The sequence below is a fragment of the Hydrotalea sp. GW822-HT8A01 genome (genome assembly GCF_058798575.1).
The window spans coordinates 2,038,325-2,056,399 of record NZ_CM179506.1; the positions used below are offsets into that span (position 1 = coordinate 2,038,325).

General features: G+C 37.9%; 14 protein-coding genes. 7 read left to right on the forward strand and 7 right to left on the reverse strand.

Annotation, left to right across the window (positions count from 1 at the left end; all coding sequences use genetic code 11):
• Positions 1–5: 5 nt before the first annotated feature.
• The 5 genes from AC3QLY_RS08955 to AC3QLY_RS08975 form a co-directional block, all read right to left on the reverse strand.
• The gene (locus AC3QLY_RS08955) at positions 6–1,178 is read right to left on the reverse strand and encodes an aspartate aminotransferase family protein (protein WP_074420486.1); all 1,173 of its coding nucleotides are present in this window, start codon (positions 1,176–1,178) and stop codon (positions 6–8) included.
• A 115-nt stretch (positions 1,179–1,293) separates the two neighbouring features.
• Positions 1,294–2,277 (reverse strand): N-acetyl-gamma-glutamyl-phosphate reductase, encoded by a 984-nt coding sequence (argC, locus tag AC3QLY_RS08960; protein ID WP_492989685.1) that lies wholly within the window; start codon positions 2,275–2,277, stop codon positions 1,294–1,296.
• On the reverse strand, positions 2,267–3,472 hold the full coding sequence (locus AC3QLY_RS08965; protein WP_074420488.1) for an argininosuccinate synthase: 1,206 nt from the start codon (positions 3,470–3,472) through the stop codon (positions 2,267–2,269). The genes argC and AC3QLY_RS08965 overlap by 11 nt, the downstream gene beginning before the upstream one ends.
• A gap of 28 nt (positions 3,473–3,500) precedes the next feature.
• On the reverse strand, positions 3,501–4,211 hold the full coding sequence (locus AC3QLY_RS08970; protein ID WP_492989686.1) for a GNAT family N-acetyltransferase: 711 nt from the start codon (positions 4,209–4,211) through the stop codon (positions 3,501–3,503).
• Positions 4,212–4,642: 431 nt separating this feature from the next.
• Positions 4,643–7,456, reverse strand: coding sequence for a TonB-dependent receptor (locus AC3QLY_RS08975; protein ID WP_075051676.1), 2,814 nt, complete (start codon positions 7,454–7,456; stop codon positions 4,643–4,645).
• Between the two features lie 271 nt (positions 7,457–7,727).
• Between AC3QLY_RS08975 and AC3QLY_RS08980 the strand changes: the two genes are divergently transcribed.
• The 6 genes from AC3QLY_RS08980 to AC3QLY_RS09005 all read left to right on the forward strand — a co-directional run bounded on the left by AC3QLY_RS08980 (position 7,728) and on the right by AC3QLY_RS09005 (position 13,839).
• Positions 7,728–8,072, forward strand: coding sequence for a PepSY-like domain-containing protein (locus AC3QLY_RS08980; protein WP_081299054.1), 345 nt, complete (start codon positions 7,728–7,730; stop codon positions 8,070–8,072).
• 180 nt (positions 8,073–8,252) lie between these two features.
• Positions 8,253–8,837 (forward strand): RNA polymerase sigma factor, encoded by a 585-nt coding sequence (locus AC3QLY_RS08985; RefSeq protein ID WP_074420408.1) that lies wholly within the window; start codon positions 8,253–8,255, stop codon positions 8,835–8,837.
• 1 nt (position 8,838) lies between these two features.
• The gene (locus tag AC3QLY_RS08990) at positions 8,839–10,263 is read left to right on the forward strand and encodes a hypothetical protein (protein ID WP_074420403.1); all 1,425 of its coding nucleotides are present in this window, start codon (positions 8,839–8,841) and stop codon (positions 10,261–10,263) included.
• Positions 10,264–10,322: 59 nt separating this feature from the next.
• A complete protein-coding gene (locus tag AC3QLY_RS08995) occupies positions 10,323–10,718 on the forward strand; it encodes a hypothetical protein (RefSeq protein WP_074421025.1) in 396 nt (131 codons plus the stop codon).
• A gap of 130 nt (positions 10,719–10,848) precedes the next feature.
• The gene (locus AC3QLY_RS09000; RefSeq protein ID WP_287100650.1) at positions 10,849–13,371 is read left to right on the forward strand and encodes a DUF5686 and carboxypeptidase-like regulatory domain-containing protein; all 2,523 of its coding nucleotides are present in this window, start codon (positions 10,849–10,851) and stop codon (positions 13,369–13,371) included.
• 168 nt (positions 13,372–13,539) lie between these two features.
• Positions 13,540–13,839: a PepSY-like domain-containing protein gene (locus AC3QLY_RS09005; protein WP_492991264.1), complete on the forward strand. Its 300-nt coding sequence runs from the start codon at positions 13,540–13,542 to the stop codon at positions 13,837–13,839.
• A 65-nt stretch (positions 13,840–13,904) separates the two neighbouring features.
• Here AC3QLY_RS09005 and AC3QLY_RS09010 read toward each other — a convergent pair whose 3' ends face one another.
• On the reverse strand, positions 13,905–14,138 hold the full coding sequence (locus AC3QLY_RS09010; RefSeq protein WP_492989687.1) for a hypothetical protein: 234 nt from the start codon (positions 14,136–14,138) through the stop codon (positions 13,905–13,907).
• A 72-nt stretch (positions 14,139–14,210) separates the two neighbouring features.
• Positions 14,211–14,390, reverse strand: a complete 180-nt coding sequence (locus AC3QLY_RS09015; protein ID WP_492989688.1) for a hypothetical protein — start codon at positions 14,388–14,390, stop codon at positions 14,211–14,213.
• A gap of 1,212 nt (positions 14,391–15,602) precedes the next feature.
• Here AC3QLY_RS09015 and AC3QLY_RS09020 point away from each other — a divergent pair.
• Positions 15,603–18,074, forward strand: coding sequence for a bifunctional YncE family protein/alkaline phosphatase family protein (locus AC3QLY_RS09020; protein WP_492989689.1), 2,472 nt, complete (start codon positions 15,603–15,605; stop codon positions 18,072–18,074).
• Position 18,075: the final 1 nt, after the last annotated feature.

Below are 18,075 nucleotides of genomic sequence, written 5' to 3' on the forward strand. Positions count from 1 at the left end.
GTAATTTATTGTTCGGTTTTTTCCAATAAGCCTTGATCTTCTTTTACTGCATCAATGGCTTCCCGTAAGGTTTCTAAAAATTCGTCGGCTTGCTTACGGGTTAAGGCCAATGAGGGCAATAAGCGAATGGTATTGGGTTTGGCTTCGCCGGTAAAAATATTGTAATCGAATATCAGCTTTTTTCTTAATTCTTTTAAATAATCCGGCACATCAAATCCTATCATCAATCCACGTCCACGAACATTTTCCAATTCAGGAAATTCTTTTAATTTATTCATGATATACATGCCGCGTTGTTTGGCCATTTCAATCAGGTTCTCCTGTTCCATTACTTCCAAAACACCTAAGGCTGCTGCACAGGCTAAAGGATTACCGCCAAAGGTAGTACCCAGCATGCCATATTTGGCAGGTATATGCGGAGCTATTAAAATACCGGCAACGGGAAATCCGTTACCCATGCCTTTGGCCATGGTATAAATATCGGCGGCTACATTAGCATAATCATGTGCAAAAAAGCGGCCGCTGCGGCCATAGCCACATTGTACACTATCGGCAATAAAAACGGCATTGTGTGCAGTGCATTGTGTGCGAATAGTTTGTAAAAATGCTTCTGAAGCCATATTAATGCCACCCACGCCTTGTATGCCTTCAACAATTACGGCGGCTACCTGTTGCCCATTTTCTGCAAAATAGTTTTCCAATGCGCTTACATCATTAAAGGGAAGAAATACCACATTGTCGGTTTCATTCACCGGTGCTACAATAGCCGGATTATCGGTTACGGCTACGGCAAGGGAGGTACGCCCGTGAAACGATTTTGAAAAGGCTACCATCTTTTTCCTGCCGGTATAAAAAGAGGCTAATTTCAAAGCATTTTCATTGGCTTCGGCGCCACTATTACACAGAAATAATTGGTAGTCGGGTTTGCCGCTGATTTTACCCAGTTTATCGGCCAGCTCTTGTTGTATGGGTAAATGTACTGAGTTGGAATAAAAGGCAATTTTTTCCAATTGGTCTTCTATTCTTTTTACCCAATGCGGATGGGTATGCCCAATGCTGATAACGGCATGGCCGCCATACATGTCTAAATATTGTACACCCTGGTCGTCCCAAACATAAGCGCCTGCTGCCCGTGTTATGGCAATATCATACAATGGGTACACTTCAAAAAGTTTCATGGTTTAGTTGTTTAATTCTTTAAATCAATTGTTATATTCTGTTTCAGTTGTTTATTGATGCGTTGTTATTATTTATTATATGGCGCCCTATATATCTATCCTGCTTTGCCGTTGTTTAAAATGCTGTGGCTTTTAATTGTAAGCCTGCTGTTTCCGGAAATCCGAACATCAGATTCATATTTTGTACAGCTTGTCCCGAAGCGCCTTTCAATAAATTATCTAATGCACTGTGCACCACTAATTTATTGCCCTGTTTTTCTAAATGGATGAGGCATTTATTGGTGTTCACTACCTGTTTTAAATCGATCATGGTATCTGATACATGGGTAAAGACTGCTTCACGATAGTATAGTTGATACATTTCTTTTAATTCGTTTAAAGGAAAGGCGCAATCTATCATTGAGCTTACGTAAATACCCCTTGTAAAATCGCCCCGCCAGGGTATAAAATGAACGGTAATTCCATCATTGCCCTGCAATTGTTCTAAAGTTTGTCCTATTTCATGAATGTGCTGGTGCTGTAGGGTTTTGTAGGCGGAAATATTATTGGAGCGCCAACTGAAATGCGTGGTAGCCGAGGGACTTTGCCCCGCACCGGTAGAGCCGGTAATTCCGGTTGTGAACACATCGCCCAAAATACCCGCATTGGCCAAGGGCAGTAAACCCAACTCAATGGTACTGGCAAAACAACCCGGATTGGCAATATTACGGGCCGATTGGATGGCTTTTTTATTCATTTCGGGTAAGCCGTACACGAAGTGACGTTCGTCTATTGTTGCATGTTGGTGTAACCGAAAATCCTGCGATAAATCGATGATGCGAATGGAAGTATCAATGGCGTGTTCTTCCAAAAATTTTCTGGCAGCGCCATGGCCTACGCATAAAAAATATACATCGGCATCCTGCTTTAATGCATTGGTAAATTGAAGGTTGGTATCGCTTTCCAGATCGGTATGCACCGCACTAATTTTTTGATGGGCGTGGCTGTTACTGTGCACAAAATGGATGGTTGCAAAAGGGTGGTACAACAGCAATCTAATTAATTCGCCACCGGTATACCCTGCACCGCCAATAATGCCCACTTTTATTTTATTCTGCATGGTGCTGTTCCTTTACTTTATGATAGATAGATACCTGGTTGCCAAAAATTTTGCTGAAGCCTCTTACATCTTCGCCAGTAAAACCTGTATTCATTTCACCGTATTTTCCAAATTTACTGTTCATTAAATCAAATGGCGATTCAATGCCGATGACCTGAAAGCGATAAGGCATTAATTGTACAAACACTTTTCCGGTAACCTGTTGCTGGCTATTGGTTAAAAAAGCTTCTATATCCCGCATCACGGGGTCTAATATCTGGCCCTCATGCAACCAGTTGCCATAAAAAGCGGCCAACTGATCTTTCCAGTTTAACTGCCATTTGGTGAGTACATGTTTTTCTAAAGCATGGTGTGCTTTTAAAATAATCATAGGTGCGGCTGCTTCAAAACCAACGCGGCCTTTAATGCCAATAATGGTATCACCCACATGAATATCGCGGCCAATGCCAAAAGGCGCAGCTATACTATGTAAATGTTTAATGGCATCGGTGGGGTGCGCAAAATGGGTATCGTTTACTGATAATAATTCTCCTTGTACAAAACCCAACTCTACTTCTTCCTCCTGTGTTTTGGTTACCTGTGTGGGCCATGCCGATTCAGGCAACATGCCTTTGCTGCTCAGGGTTTCTTTACCGCCTACACTGGTACCCCATAATCCTTTGTTAATGGAATACATACTTTTCTCAAAATTCATATTTACCTGTTTTTGCTTCAGGTAATCAATTTCGGCTTCACGGCTTAGTTGTAAATCGCGGATGGGGGTAATAATTTCTACACCGGGTATTAAGATGTGAAAAATCATGTCAAAACGTACCTGGTCATTACCGGCGCCAGTACTGCCATGGGCAACGGCATCGGCTTGCAGTTGTTGGGCATGTTCGGCAATATGCAGTGCCTGGCTAAGCCTTTCGGCACTTACACTTAACGGATAGGTATTGTTTTTTAATACATTACCGAATATTAGGTATTTAATAATTTTTTCGTAATACGATTGCACGGCATTTACCGTGGTATGTGTTTTAACACCCAGGCTATAGGCATGTGCTTCAATGCGTTTTAATTCAGCCTCGGTAAAACCGCCGGTATCTACTAAAATGCTGTGTACTTCATAACCTTTGTCTTCACTCAGGTACTTTACACAAAAGGTAGTATCTAGACCACCGCTAAATCCAAGTACAACTTTTTTGGTTTTCATGCTTGCAATATTTTAATGTATCGGTTGTTTAAAATGATAAAAAGGTGTGGAACAGGCTTTTATTTTTGGTAGGGTTGCCATTGGTTTCTTTACGTTTAAATATTTTGCCAAAACTGATTTGTTTTAAATGCAACAAACGTTCATACACTTTGCGTTTTTTTTCAAAATTAGCAGTGGTTTCTTTGGGTTCGTGCTTATCTTTCGGATCAAACAGCATAGCGGTACACATGCAGTTTTTTCTATCCTTGCTCATTAAAATATCATAGTTCACGCAGCTTTTACAACCTGCCCAAAATTCTTCATCATCGGTTAATTCGCTGTAGGTAACGGGTTCATAACCCAACTCGCTGTTAATTTTCATTACGGCCAGTCCGGTAGTCAGTCCAAATATTTTCGCTTCCGGATATTTTTCGCGAGATAGTTGGAAGATGCGTTGTTTAATTTTTTTGGCTACGCCCGTTTTTCTGAATTCGGGCGAAACAATTAAACCACTATTGGCAACAAATTTGCCGTGGTTCCATTCTTCAATGTAGCAGAAGCCCACCCATTGCCCCGTGGTGGTAACGGCTATAACGGCTTTGCCTTCCAGCATTTTAGCAGCCACATATTCCGGCGAGCGTTTAGCAATACCGGTACCACGAGCTTTTGCCGATGCCTCCATTTCGGTTGTAATGCGCAAAGCATAGTGCGTATCTAAATGATGCGCAACACGTACAATAATTTCTTGTTGATTCTCCACTGCTGGTTCAATATTTTAAATGCGATGTTTGAAAATAGAAAACAGGCCATTGCAAGGCCATTCCAATAAGGAAAGAGTCGGGTGTCAAAATATTAGATACGAGGTCGTCGCAGTAAAAAGCGGAAGTTGCTGTTACCCAATGCAGAGGCCTGATCCAATTGTTTGGAGCAATTTGCGAATTGATAAGTATGGGTTGCCTTCTGTTTCAATGTTGTTCGGTATAATTCGGTATAAATTTGGTCAACTTTAATTTCAGGCCGTAAAAGTAGTACAGTTTCTAAATAAAAAACGTTTTTCTTTAAAAAATTATCGTTAATTCAAAAATTTAAGGTGCTTTATAAAAAAATACCGCTCACAAAAGTGGGTGGTATAGCTACAATGCAATCTGGCAAGGTATTACAGCTTTGATTGTTATCATCACATAAAACTAACTACGGTTCGTTTCTAAAGTTCCGCATGCCACCGCCAAAGCCATCGGGCCCCATGCCTCTGAACATACCGGGCATTCTTTGCTGTTGACTGGCAAAATTGCGCAGGTTATAGGTAAAGGTTAACATTAAATATCGTGTTAATACATTGCTGCGTACATCCTGAATGGTATTGGCCGTAATGTTGCGGGCAACATTGGTGTTTTGATTCAATAAATCGAATATGGATAACCTGAACTCACCGGATTTGTTTTTAAATACCTGTTTGCCAACGCTGGGTGACCACAAAGGCACACTTGTATTGTAACCTGCAGCACGATTGCCATTGTAAGTATAATCAAAACTAGAAGCCACAATCCAGCCCGATTTGCTGTACCAGGTGATTTCGGCAGAAAGGGTTTCTGTATAAAAATTGGCATTCTGGTTGGCTTGTAAGGTATAGCGGGCAATATTGTATGTAGTGGTAGAACTGAAATTCATGTCAAATATTTTCTTCAGGTTGGAGGTCCATTTAATGGTTTGCCCCAATGTGGTATTGTACGTAAAGTTACTCACGTTGTTCACCAGCGTCTGGCTTTGGTTATAATTAATGTTGGTGACAAAATTTAAATTGGATTTGGGTTTGCTGAGTGGGAAACCATAGTTAAAGTAACCCGAGAAATTATAGGTACCGCCTAAGTTGGCATAGGTGGTGGTTTTACCGCCATTGGTATTTTGAATGATGGAGCTTTGAATATCGTTTGTAACGGTCGATGCATTGACGGTGGCAAAGATGATCCGCTGGGTAGTCGGGTCGAAGGAAGTGTACAATGCCCGGATGCTGTGTGTAAACTGTGGTTTTAAATCGGGGTTGCCGATTTGAAAATTAATAGAATCGGAAGTGGTTTTTAAGGGTTGTAACTGGTTAACCGAAGGTTGCCCGGTACGCCCCATGTAAAAAATACGTAAGTTTCTGGTGCGTGAAAAACTGTACATGAAATTAGCTGTAGGGGTTAAATTCACGAAGTGGGTATTCACCATAATATTTTTGGTAGTGTTTAAGCTATTTTGGTCTAACCACTGTATGCCCGATCCCACACTGAAACGCATTTTTTCTTTTTGCATGCGATAATTTACTGTAAAGCGATTGGAATGTGAAGTGAATTTGTACGAATTACTGAATAAACTGTCAAACTGCAGAAAATCATGTGCATTGGCATCGTAGTTAAACGTTTTATTCACACTGTTGTTGCTGCTGTAACTGTAATTGTAATTCAGTTCAATGATTTGGTTTTTACCAATGGGTTCTGTGTATGAGAGGGTGGGGCTAATGGTAAAATTATTGCTGGAATCAATATACCGTTGGTTAATGGTATCTGTTTTAATATAGGGTACATAAAAATTATTTACCGAATACATAAACCCAACACCGTTATTTGATCCTGCACTCATATTTACATTGGCAGAAAAGGTACGTGATTTTTTGGCAAATTTATGCCGGAACATCAGGTTAGCATTGTTGATGTTAAAGCCTGTATTGGTGCTGGAGGCGGTACTAACCGACTGGTTAATTTGTTTGCCGCCCAGTCCCCCTGTTGTAAGGGTAGTGGAGGAACTATTGGGTGTACTGGTTTGGAACACTACATTGGGTCTGAAAATAATAGAGTTATTGGTATCTAAAGTACTTTCCATATTCATATTAATCTGATGGTCCTGATTCCTTGAAATACTATACTGGTTTTGGTTATTGAAAATAGAAGAATCGCCGGGCAACAGGTTTTGGGTAAGGCTTTGCTGATCGTTGGTAGTATGCAGGTTATTGTAAAAATAACTGGCCGTAACATCGGTGCTTTTGCCCCAGGTATCTTTATAATTGCCACCGCCAGCCCAGGTAGTGGTAATGCCGGTAGCATTAACACCTGCCGTTCCGCCACGTGGTGGTCCGCCGCCTCTTCTGCCACCGGTGTTGCCGCCTAAAATATCCTGTGGTGTAAAATTCTGTTTATTGATGTCGTTGGCCTGCCCTAACAATGAAATTTGCTGGTCGCCATCAAAGCGGTGCAGGTTAAAACTTTCATCATAGTTTTCATCTGAACCCACTCCGGCAACTGCTTTGCCGAAATAACCTTTCCGTGTATTTTTTTTGGTAGTAATATTAATGGTCTTTACCCGGTTGCCATCATCAAAGCCGGTAAACTTACTCTGATCGCTTAAATCATCAAATACCTGAATTTTATCAATCACATCCGGCGGTAGGTTTTTGGTAGCCATTTTGGGGTCATCACCAAAAAAGCGTTTACCGTCAATCAGTACCCGTTGTACGGTTTCGCCCTGGGCTTTAATAACGCCGGTATTATCAACATCAACACCTGGTAATTTTTTCAATAAATCTTCTGCTGTAGCATTTGGTTTAACATTAAAGCTGCCTGCATTAAACTCAACAGTATCTTTTTTAACCGCAATAGGTGCTTGTTTTACAGTAACATTACCCAAATCTTTGGCTTGTATGGCCATGTAAATGGTATCTAAGTTTACAGTTGTTTTATTGTTACTAAGGGTAATGATTTTAAAAAAAGGGGCATATCCCTGAAAGCTGATTTGAAGCAAAATGCTATTGAGGGGAACATTTCTTAAAATAAATACACCACCGGCTCCGGAAAGTGTAGATGCTTCAACAGAAGAATCTTTTACATTCAATGCCAGTACCGAAGCATCCCGCAATACCTGCTTCCCTATAGAATCTTTGAGGATACCCCGAATGGTGCCGGTGCTTTGTGCAACGGATATGGATTGCTGTAACAGAAATGAAATAAAGATATAAAGTATAGTTTTCTTCATACAATGGTGCTAAGGTTAATACTTGCAAAGTAAAAAGCAGTTTTAGGTTTCAGGCCATTAAATCGGTAGAGTAGCACAAAAAAGGGGCAAATCTATTGTATGGGAGCAGTTTAAATATTGTTTAAACATTATTAATGGCTGCAAAGCCTCATTAACTCTGCCATTGACTTTTTCTTTTTTAACAAATGGCTTATTGCTGCTATAGTTTTGCTTCATAATTCAGTGGTAGATTTGCGGTATCAAATTCATGTATCATTAAAAAATTACCTGTATGAAAAGGTTAATGGGATTGTTAGCCAGCGTTATATTGATGGCCCGAACAGTAACCGCACAAAAATTCAAGTGGGCACAAGTGCCTGCTGCCGTGAAAGCTGCATTTGCCAAACATTTTCCCGGTGTTACTGCCAAATGGGAAAAAGAGGATGCCAATTATGAAGCCGTTTTTCACCAAAATGGTAAAGAAATGAGTGCTTTGTTCGATGCCAATAGCAAGTTATCTGAAACAGAGGTAGCCATTCCAATCGCTGCGTTACCTGCTGCCATACACCAGTATATTCAAAAAAATCATCTGGGTAAAAAATTAAAGAAGTATCATATATTATATTACTTTAGCTGATGGTACCGTACATTATGAAGCCGAAGTAAATAGCTGGGACTTGATTTTTGATGTAGTGGTAATTTTATGAATGCTTTAAAAGTGTAACCTCATTATCTGTGGAGGCAAAAAAAATTATTTCCGCAAGGAATTGCTTTTTTTTTAACCAATCAACCAACCTTTTTGAGAATAATAGCATCTATGCAAGAAATCAATGTTGGCGTTTTGACAAAAGTATATCAGGATGAAGATGAAAAGGAACTGATACATGACTGTATTTCAGGAAAACCTGATGCACAGAAACATTTTTATTTGAAATATGCACCTAAAATGATGATTGTTTGTTTACGGTACAGCACTACAAAGCCAGATGCCGAGGATTTACTTCAGGAGGGCTTTTTAAAGATATTTAAAAATCTAGCGCAGTTTAATGGTACAGGTTCACTGGAAGGATGGGTTAGAAGAATATTTGTGAATACCGCACTTGCAAAATTCAGAGATAAAAATAAATTAATGCCCATTGTTACGATGGAAAATATAGAGCAAAGTTCAGATGAGTATTTACAAATGGCAGAGCGTATAGATGGCAAAGTTTTATTAAAATTGGTACAATCACTTCCGGCTGCTTATAAAATAGTATTCAATTTATATGTTTTTGAGGGGTACAAACATAAAGAAATTGCAGAAATGTTGCATATCAGTGAAGGTACCTCTAAGTCTAATTTGCATGATGCCAGAAAAATATTACAGCATTTAATTCAGGTTCATACTAAAATAGCCAATTAACATGGGTAACCCTTTAGAAGATATAGACGATATTTTTAAACAGCATATTGATAATATGCGTGAAATGCCCGATACCGACATTTGGGAAAATATTGCACTCCATTTAAATAACGAAGCAAATAAAAAATATAAACGAAAATTTATTTACTGGAGAGGTGCTGCTGCCATTATTGCTATATGTTTATTTGTAGCACTGCTTTTATTAACCATACGCCCTTCTATTCATCAGGTGAAAAATGATTATGTACAGAGAGCATTAACCGGCCCATCTTCCGGAAAGCAAATGCCATCTGATAAAAATGCGCCGCTATCTCAAATAAACAATTCAAAAAAATCCGAGACAGCTATTATGGCGCCATCTGTAAACCCTTATTGGGCTCAGCCTGAAAGCAAAATTCTCAATAAAAATAAAATCCGTTCTTATGCAAATCAACAAAAAAATCCTCTGGTTCAAAAATCTGCTGTTATTCCCTTTTCGGCTCATTTATTACGTTCTGTTGGTATTCATAGAACTATAAATAACACACCATTACCTGCTGAAGATAGTTTTTACACCCAAAATTATCACACCGCATATTCTGTTGCACCTGTATTGTTTGCAAATGTTTATCAATTGAATGATGAAAAAAATAAATACATATTCAATGCAAGTACGATTGCACCTTCCATACCGGTTTCCTCCATGCTCATTTCAAAATTAACACGGCAACATTTTTCAATTGCATTGGTGGCTGCTCCCTATTTTATGAACTATTTACACAATACATCGGGTGGTGTTAGCCAACCGGGACAGGGCAATCAGCAAGGCAATCAGGGAGAGAATAATGAGCTGTCTTATTCAATCGGTGTTTTGGCACAATATCGGGTAAAGCATTGGCAGATTTCAACTGGGTTACAGTACGCACAATCATTCGTAACCATTCAGCCAAAAACCATTTATGCTTCACAAAACAGCAATGGTTTGGTGCAGTATAAATATACTACTTCAACCGGCTATGCATATGTATCACCTTCTTTTAGTGTGCAACCTCAAATTGGTGACAGTCTGTATACCACTACGGCGAAACATACTTTGCAATATATCAGCGTACCGCTTAGATTGGGCTATCAGTTGAATAAAAATAAATGGTCGATAACACCCACTGTTGGTATTGCACTGAATGTATTAAAGAATGCCACCATAGAAACAAGCTTTGAAAATGGTAGCCAGTCTGAACAGGAAATAATTACTTCCTTACAGGGTTTGAAGAAAATGTATTTCAGTGTTTTTGCAGGTACCTCTTTTCAATACGCTTTTAGTACCGGTACTTCTTTATTCATTACTCCTAATTTTCAGATGGGTATGCAATCTATTACCAATAGTAAACTGCCTTCAACCATACCGTATCAGTTGGGTATTGAAGCAGGGATAAATATTTCTTTCTAAAAATTAAAAAGTAACCCAACTATTTTCATATTATCAGCATCTTACCTGAAAACACTTTTATGAGGCTTACCATTTGCAAAATATTAATACCCGCTTTTGTTCTGGCTGCATTTTTTTTATTTGCCTGTAAAAAAGAGGGACATAAAAAAAATGAAATAAGTAATTTTTGCAGGGTAGTTCCGGCCGATTCCATACCTGTGATAGTGAGAGATTCATTTATCGCAAAATATGCAAAAGTTATTCCAGTAAAATGGTATGTAAAAGACAGTATAGGCTATTGTGCATACTTTATAATCAACGGTATGCAACAACTTGCATTGTTTTCTACTAACGGTGCATTGCTGAATACAGAAACAAAAGTGGAGCAAACCGGGCAATATGAAGATTCAACCGGGCAACCGGGTAAATTATTTAAAGAAGGTTGTTCTTGTGAAACAGATACAGAGTATGATTAGATTTGTTCATCATCCCCCCAACATAAAATATATTTTCCGGGCATAGTATAGTACAGTTTCGATGCATCACATAACCGGAAATATATCCAAAGCCCTTTTTCTAAAGGGCTTTCATTTACTTTTTTTAAATATGCAAAAATACCGTACCATATTATACGCAACTTTCTTGTGGATATGCCTATTTTTTATCCATAGTGCTGTTGTAGCTCAAGGCTTTTTTGTTGAAGGAAAGGTTATGGATAGCTTAACTCAGCAACCCATTCGTAATGCAACCATTCGATGGTTGCATCAAAAAAGAGGGGCAGTTACCGATTCATTGGGTTTGTTTCATTTGTATCATGCACCTGTTCCTGATACTTTACGCATTAGCTGCATGGGTTATGCGCCTGTTTTATATCCGGTACCAGTTAATTTACTTGCAAAAATTAGGGTAGCATTAATGGAAACCAACAATACATTACAGGATGTAATTGTTTACCCAAAAGGATATGATCCTGCCATCAGCCTGTTTAAAAAAATCATGAAACATAAACCTGCCAATAACCCTGTTTTTTTTCATACCCTGCAGTATGATGTGTATCATGCCATTGAAATTGATGTGAATCATTTATCAAATAAAATGATACAAAGCAAATTGCTGAGGCCTTTTAAACAATTTTTTTTTGATAGTGCAGTACAGGGTACTGCAACAGTGAATATACCCGTTTTTATACACGAACAAATAGGGGCTTATCAATTTAATCTGACTACTCATCAGCAAAACTATCAACTGTATCAACAAAAAACATCCGGCATTAAAAATGAAAGTATTATTCAAAATATGAACGATTTTAAAATGCCCATCAATATTTATGACAATTACATCACACTTTTAAAAGCTCAATTCATCAGTCCACTATCTGCCAATGGACTCAATCATTATCATTATACCATTACCGATACAAGTGTGAAAGAATCACAAACATTGTATAAACTTAATTTTGCACCATTAAGTGCAGGTGGTAATACATTTGAAGGGTATGTTTGGGTAGATGCTAAACGGTATGCCATTGCTGAAATGAGTATGGTAACTGCAAAAGGCTCCAATTTGAACTGGGTAGATGAAATACGTTTACAGCAGCAATTTAGTTTAATACGTGATTCAGTGTATGCTTTAACTGCAAGTAATACTAGTATTTCATTTAAATTGTTATCTAACAAACAACCCGGTTTTACAGCCATTCAAACAGAAGCTTATAAAAATGTACGGGTGAATGAGCCCATTATACCCTTGGTTCGGGAACCTTCTACACATCCTGAAGTTGGTTTACGCAGCAAACAGCACAATATGCTGCCTGCCGATAATGACCTGTTTACTTTTGATGGTTCCAAAAAATATTTATATCAAAAAGTAGATGCTCTGAAACAAATTCCGGAATTTAAAACCTATAGTAATGTGTTAAAAACACTGGCAACCGGATATTACCCAATGGGTAAAATAGATATTGGAAATCTGTATAAATCATTTACATCCAACTATATAGAAGGCAAGCGATTTAACCTGGGTTTACGCACCAATACCCTGTTCAGTAAAACAGTGCAATTAGGCGGATATGTAGGAATGGGTATGAAAGACAAGAAACCCCGATATGCATTCCATACACTGTTTGTATTCAATCATTATGCATGGGAAACCCTCAGGTTTTCCTGGCAAAAAGATTTTTCTCCTTTAAAAGATAATGCAGATGAACTTAACGAGAATAGCCTTTTCGGCTCATTGTTGTTGCGAATACCCCGTTCAGCCATTTATTTGGTAGACAATCAATCTTTCCAGATTCAATACCAAAAATTTTATGCAAGCGGGCTCTCTTTTCATATTCAGATTGCTACCCAACAGTTGAGTCCGCTGTTTAATTCCTATTTCTCTTATCAGAACTACAAACCCATTCTTGTGAATGATCCCAATCCGCAGATGGATGGATACCGGGATAACAATGTATCCTTCGGTGTACGTTACGCATTTAAAGAAAAATATGTGATTACTTCTTTTCAACGCAGTAGCATCAGCAGTAAATTTCCGATTGTTGCATTTACCTTCACCAATGGAATTGCCAGTAATATTTATGCCCTGCAATCAGATTTAGCCTATCAAAAATATCATTTTTCAATTTCCCAACACTTGATGATACATGGTGTTGGAGATTTAAAATATGTTTTCAATGCTGGAATTACGAATGGTGTGTTGCCCCTTGTTTTGTTAGATGTAGCAAAAGGTAATGATACGTATTATTACAACCAATATGCCTTTAATAATATGTACCGGTATGAGTTTGCCAGCGACAGGTATCTTAGCTTTTTTGCGGAACAGCAATTGGGTGGTTTCCCATTTAATCATTTGCCACTGATTTACCGTTTAAAATGGCGAAGTGTGTTTTCAATAAGGGCATTGGAAGGCAGTATGACAGAAGCCAATAAAATTGCAAATGCTTATTATGACCAGACTATCAATTATCATTTTAAAGTGCCGGATGGTGTGCCTTACACAGAAGTGGGTTATGGTATCGATAATATATTTCATGTGTTGAGGTTAGATGCCATTTGGCGTTTAACTTACTTGCATCAGCCCAATACTCCGTCATTTGGGTTAAGGGCAAGCCTGCATTTTACTTTTTAACATCATTGAATTCTTATGTGTTACAACAAAATAAATGTCATGAAAAAAATAATACTGTTTTTTGTATGCTTAGTTTTATATAACGGAAAGTTATTTGCGCAACAATTGTATAAAATGGATGTTCCTAAATTGGTAAAAACAGCTTTTTTTTAACATTATCCCGGTGTTATCCCATTTTGGGAAAAAGAGTATGCTAATTATGAAGCAGCTTTTCAGCAAAATGGAAAAGCAACCATTATATGCTTTGATGCCAATGGAAATATGTTGCAAACAGAGGTGGTTATAGCAATAGCTGAATTACCGCCTGCAGTAATGCTGTATCTTGAAAATAAAATTACCAATTATAAAATAAGAGCTGCCTCTCGCATCACCAAGACCAATGGTACCGTGCATTACGAAGCCGAAGTAAATGGTCAGGATTTAATTTTTGATACTGCCGGCAATTTTATTAAAGCAGTGAAAGCATAAACAGATGATCTGTCTGAAATTTCAATATAAAGGATGGTGCCATGAATTGGGTGCCATCCTTTTGTTTAGGTACGCATATTGGCATGCACTTTCCAAAAAAGCCATGGCCTTTTTACAATAGCGGGTTGCTGCAAAGCATTGGTAGCATTGCCCTGTACCATATCAATCGGTTTCGTATATACAACGGCATGTCGTTTCTGTACTGGTTCTTGCACAGGAAAATAAGCAGCTATTAAACGTTGCACAGTCGCCGCCAATTGTACACCCTGTTTTAGCCATTGAATGAGTTTACCTGTCATGCGTTGTTGTAATCCTTTTTAAGGGAGTAATTGCCGGTATAGTTTACTGGCAATGGGTGATGCCAGCTTCAGCTATTCGCTGTATTGGCGCAGGCGGGCAAAAGCCGGATAGCTCAAAAACCGTTGTTTGTTGATAGAAGTTTTGGTGCGCACCAATTGCCTACCGTTCACCACATAAAACGTTAATCCGTTGAACGTACCCGATACAAAGCAGTTAGAAATGGTAGCCATAGTATATTCAATTTGTTGCATACAATATACAATAAGGTAATCTCCTTTTCCAAATTTTTTTGGTGTTATTTTCTGCAAAAATTCACCGTACAATCCGCAGGTAAACAACCGCAACACAGCCCATTCAAACTCCACCCACCTCCGGGTTTACAGCGTTGTACAACGCTGTTGAATTGAACTTGTATGGGAGGAGGGAGGAGGGTGGGGGGATGGGCATTTTCGTAGAGGTTATTGGCACTTTTCTTTGTGCACTCTGTGTAACCCTTTGTGTATTCTCTGTGGTTAATTTTTCACGCAAGCTCAACTCAGCGTAGTTTATTTAAATAAAAACGAAAAGACACTGGGCATATGGCTGTGCTACGCCCTTTTTCTAAGTAGCATGTGCTATACAAAATAATGATGATATACGATTTGTAAAATTTGTACATTCGTTTTATGAGGGTAGAATAAGTGTAAAGTAGCCAATGCACAAAAAAGTACGGCGTAGTTGAAAACATACGCCGAGTGTACGTTTAAATTGGAAGAAAAGAAGCATTATGCACAAGTTAAGTTCTAAAGGAATTATTAATACTTAAAAATTATAAAACAGCTATCGGGCTTACTTCAATAGGAAGCAATATTTTACTTTATTTACCTTATAAGGATATTGACAATTATGCTTATAATTTGTTATATACTACGCAAAACCAAAATAAAATTATAGGTTAATAAAGATTAGCCGCAGATTTAAACCAAGACTTTCAAAGAACTGAAATACGATGCGGCCTAAATTAATTATTTGCATAAGAAGTATAATTATACAGGGATTTGAAAGATTTAATAAAAAGCCTTTCTTTCTTATTGACAAAATTTTGTTTGAGTAAATATAACAGTGCCTGCCTGCAAAATTGCATTGACATATATAGCGTGGCGACGTAAGAAAAATCGGCTGCATATCGCTAATCAGCTTCAGTTTCGGCAGACGAAGAATGCCGATCTTTAGCATAAATAATGAACTTTTGTATTTTTTATCATTGTTTCCGGACTGTATACTAAAAGAAAAAAGTAGCAAAAAAAGAAAATTTATAATAGTATATTTATTTGTAATTAATTGACAAAAGCAAAACTGAAGTACGGAATTCTAATGTCGCCATATCGCCAATGCGAAACCGTTGTAGGCAATATATTCAATCACTCTAAAAATTTGAAGTATTCCAATAATATGGCATTTCATAATTCCTTAAACCAAGGTTTATGAAATCTTTCATAACTTTATTTTTAAAACATACCATGATGCGCTATCGTATTTTAATGTTTGTTGCTATGTTGTATGGCTCGTCCTTGTTTTCACAACAGGTTAGTTTGCCCGGTACTAAAACTATGCTACCCAATGGATGGAGCTTAACCCCCGCCGGTAAACAATTATCTTTGGACGATTTGCCTTTGAATATGGCTGTTAGTACTTCAAAAAAATATTTGGCAGTAACCAATAATGGACAAAGCACACAATCCATTGAATTATTTGATGCTCAACAGCAATTAAGATTAGATAGTGTAACCATTCCCAAAAGTTGGTATGGCCTTGTATTTGGTAAAAATGATCAGTATCTATACGTATCCGGCGGAAATGATAATCGTATTTTGGTTTACAAAATCAATAATAGTAAACTGCACTTACATGACTCTATTATTTTAGATAAAAAATGGCCGGTAAAAGTTTCACCGGCAGGCATAGCTGTTGATCATCAACAGCATCAATTGTGTGTTGTTACCAAAGAAAACAATAGCCTCTATATCATTGATTTACAAAAAAATACCATTCTTTCAAAACTTCCATTAGGTGCTGAAGCTTATACCTGTTTATTTTCTCCTAAAAAAAATAAATTGTATATCAGTGTATGGGGTGGAGAAAAAATTCTCTGTTACAATACTTTGAAACAAAAAATTACAGACAGTATTCATGTAGGCAGTCATCCTAATGAAATGGTTTTATCGCACAGCGGAAAATATCTTTTTGTAGCAAATGCGGATGATAATACCGTATCCGTTATTAATACAAACTTACATCAAGTAATTGAAACGCTCAACACTGCATTGTATCCGAATGCACCAACGGGGTCAACTACCAACGGTGTTGCTTTGTCGGAAGATGGTCATACTTTATATGTTGCAAATGCAGATAACAATTGTCTTGCAGTGTTTGATGTTGCTATTCCCGGAAAAAGTTTTTCTAAAGGTTTTATTCCTGTTGGGTGGTATCCTACCAATGTAAAAGTAATTGGCAAAAATATTTTTGTTACGAACGGGAAAGGTTTACAATCTTTTGCGAATCCTTTAGGCCCCAATCCTGCTTCTAAAAGTGAAAGTGTATGGTATCATAAAGCCGATAATACAGTAAAAGGACCTGTTGAATATATTGCAGGAATGTTTAAAGGTAGCCTGAGTATTATTCCTGAACCTGATAAAGCATTATTGGCACTGTATTCACAACAGGTATATCAAAATACACCCTATAATAAGTATAAAGAATTACATGCCGAGGGTGAGGCCGGTAACCCTATTCCTGCAAAGGTTGGTGATACTTCCCCTATTAAGTATGTTTTTTATATTATTAAAGAAAATCGTACTTATGATCAGGTACTGGGTGATATGCCAGAAGGCAATGGAGATACGTCATTGGTTTTATTCGGTGAAAAAATTACGCCTAACCAGCATGCATTGGCCAGACAATTTGTTTTATTAGATAATTTTTATTGTGATGCAGAAGTAAGTGCCGATGGACATAACTGGAGTTTAGGTGCTTATGCCAACGATTATCTGGAAAAAACATGGCCAACCAGCTATGGCGGTAGAGGTGGTTCCTATGATGCGGAAGGTAAAAGACCTATTGCTAATAATAAAAATGGATTTATATGGAGCTGGTGTAAAAAACAAGGCATCAGTTACCGAACTTATGGTGAATTTGCAGATGATTATAAACCTAACATCCCGGTGCTAAAAAACCATATTTGCCCATATTTTACAGGTTGGGATATGTATGTTAGAGATACCAGCCGGGTGACTCAGTGGAAAAGAGATTTTGATTCGTTAGTAGCTATTCATCAATTACCACAATTCAATACTTTAAGGCTTATTACCGATCATACTGAAGGTATGAAATTAGGCAGGCCTTCCCCATTTGCTCATGTGGCTGATAACGATTTAGCAGTGGGTTTATTTATTGAGCATTTATCGCATAGTGCTGTCTGGAATCAATCTGTAGTATTTATTGTAGAAGATGATGCACAAAATGGACCCGATCATGTAGATGCGCATCGGGCGCCTGTTTATGTAATCAGCCCCTTTATTAAAAGAGGATTTGTTGATCATACCATGTATTCAACCAGTTCTGTATTAAGAACCATTGAATTAATATTAGGTTTACCACCTATGTCGCAGTATGATGCGGCTGCTACACCATTGTGGCGCTCGTTTACCAATCAGACTAATTATACGCCTTATCAGCACATTCCTTCAAACGTAGATTTGGATGAAATAAATGTTCATAAGAACAGGTTATCAATGATGAGCCAGCATTTTGATTTTACCAAAGAAGACAGAGTGCCTGAAGAAGCATTTAATGAAGTGCTTTGGAAAGGAATAAAAGGGTTACATACCACTGTTCCAAAACCAATGCGTGCTGCATTTGTCTTGATACCAGATTCCGGGAAAAAAGATGCTGATTAAA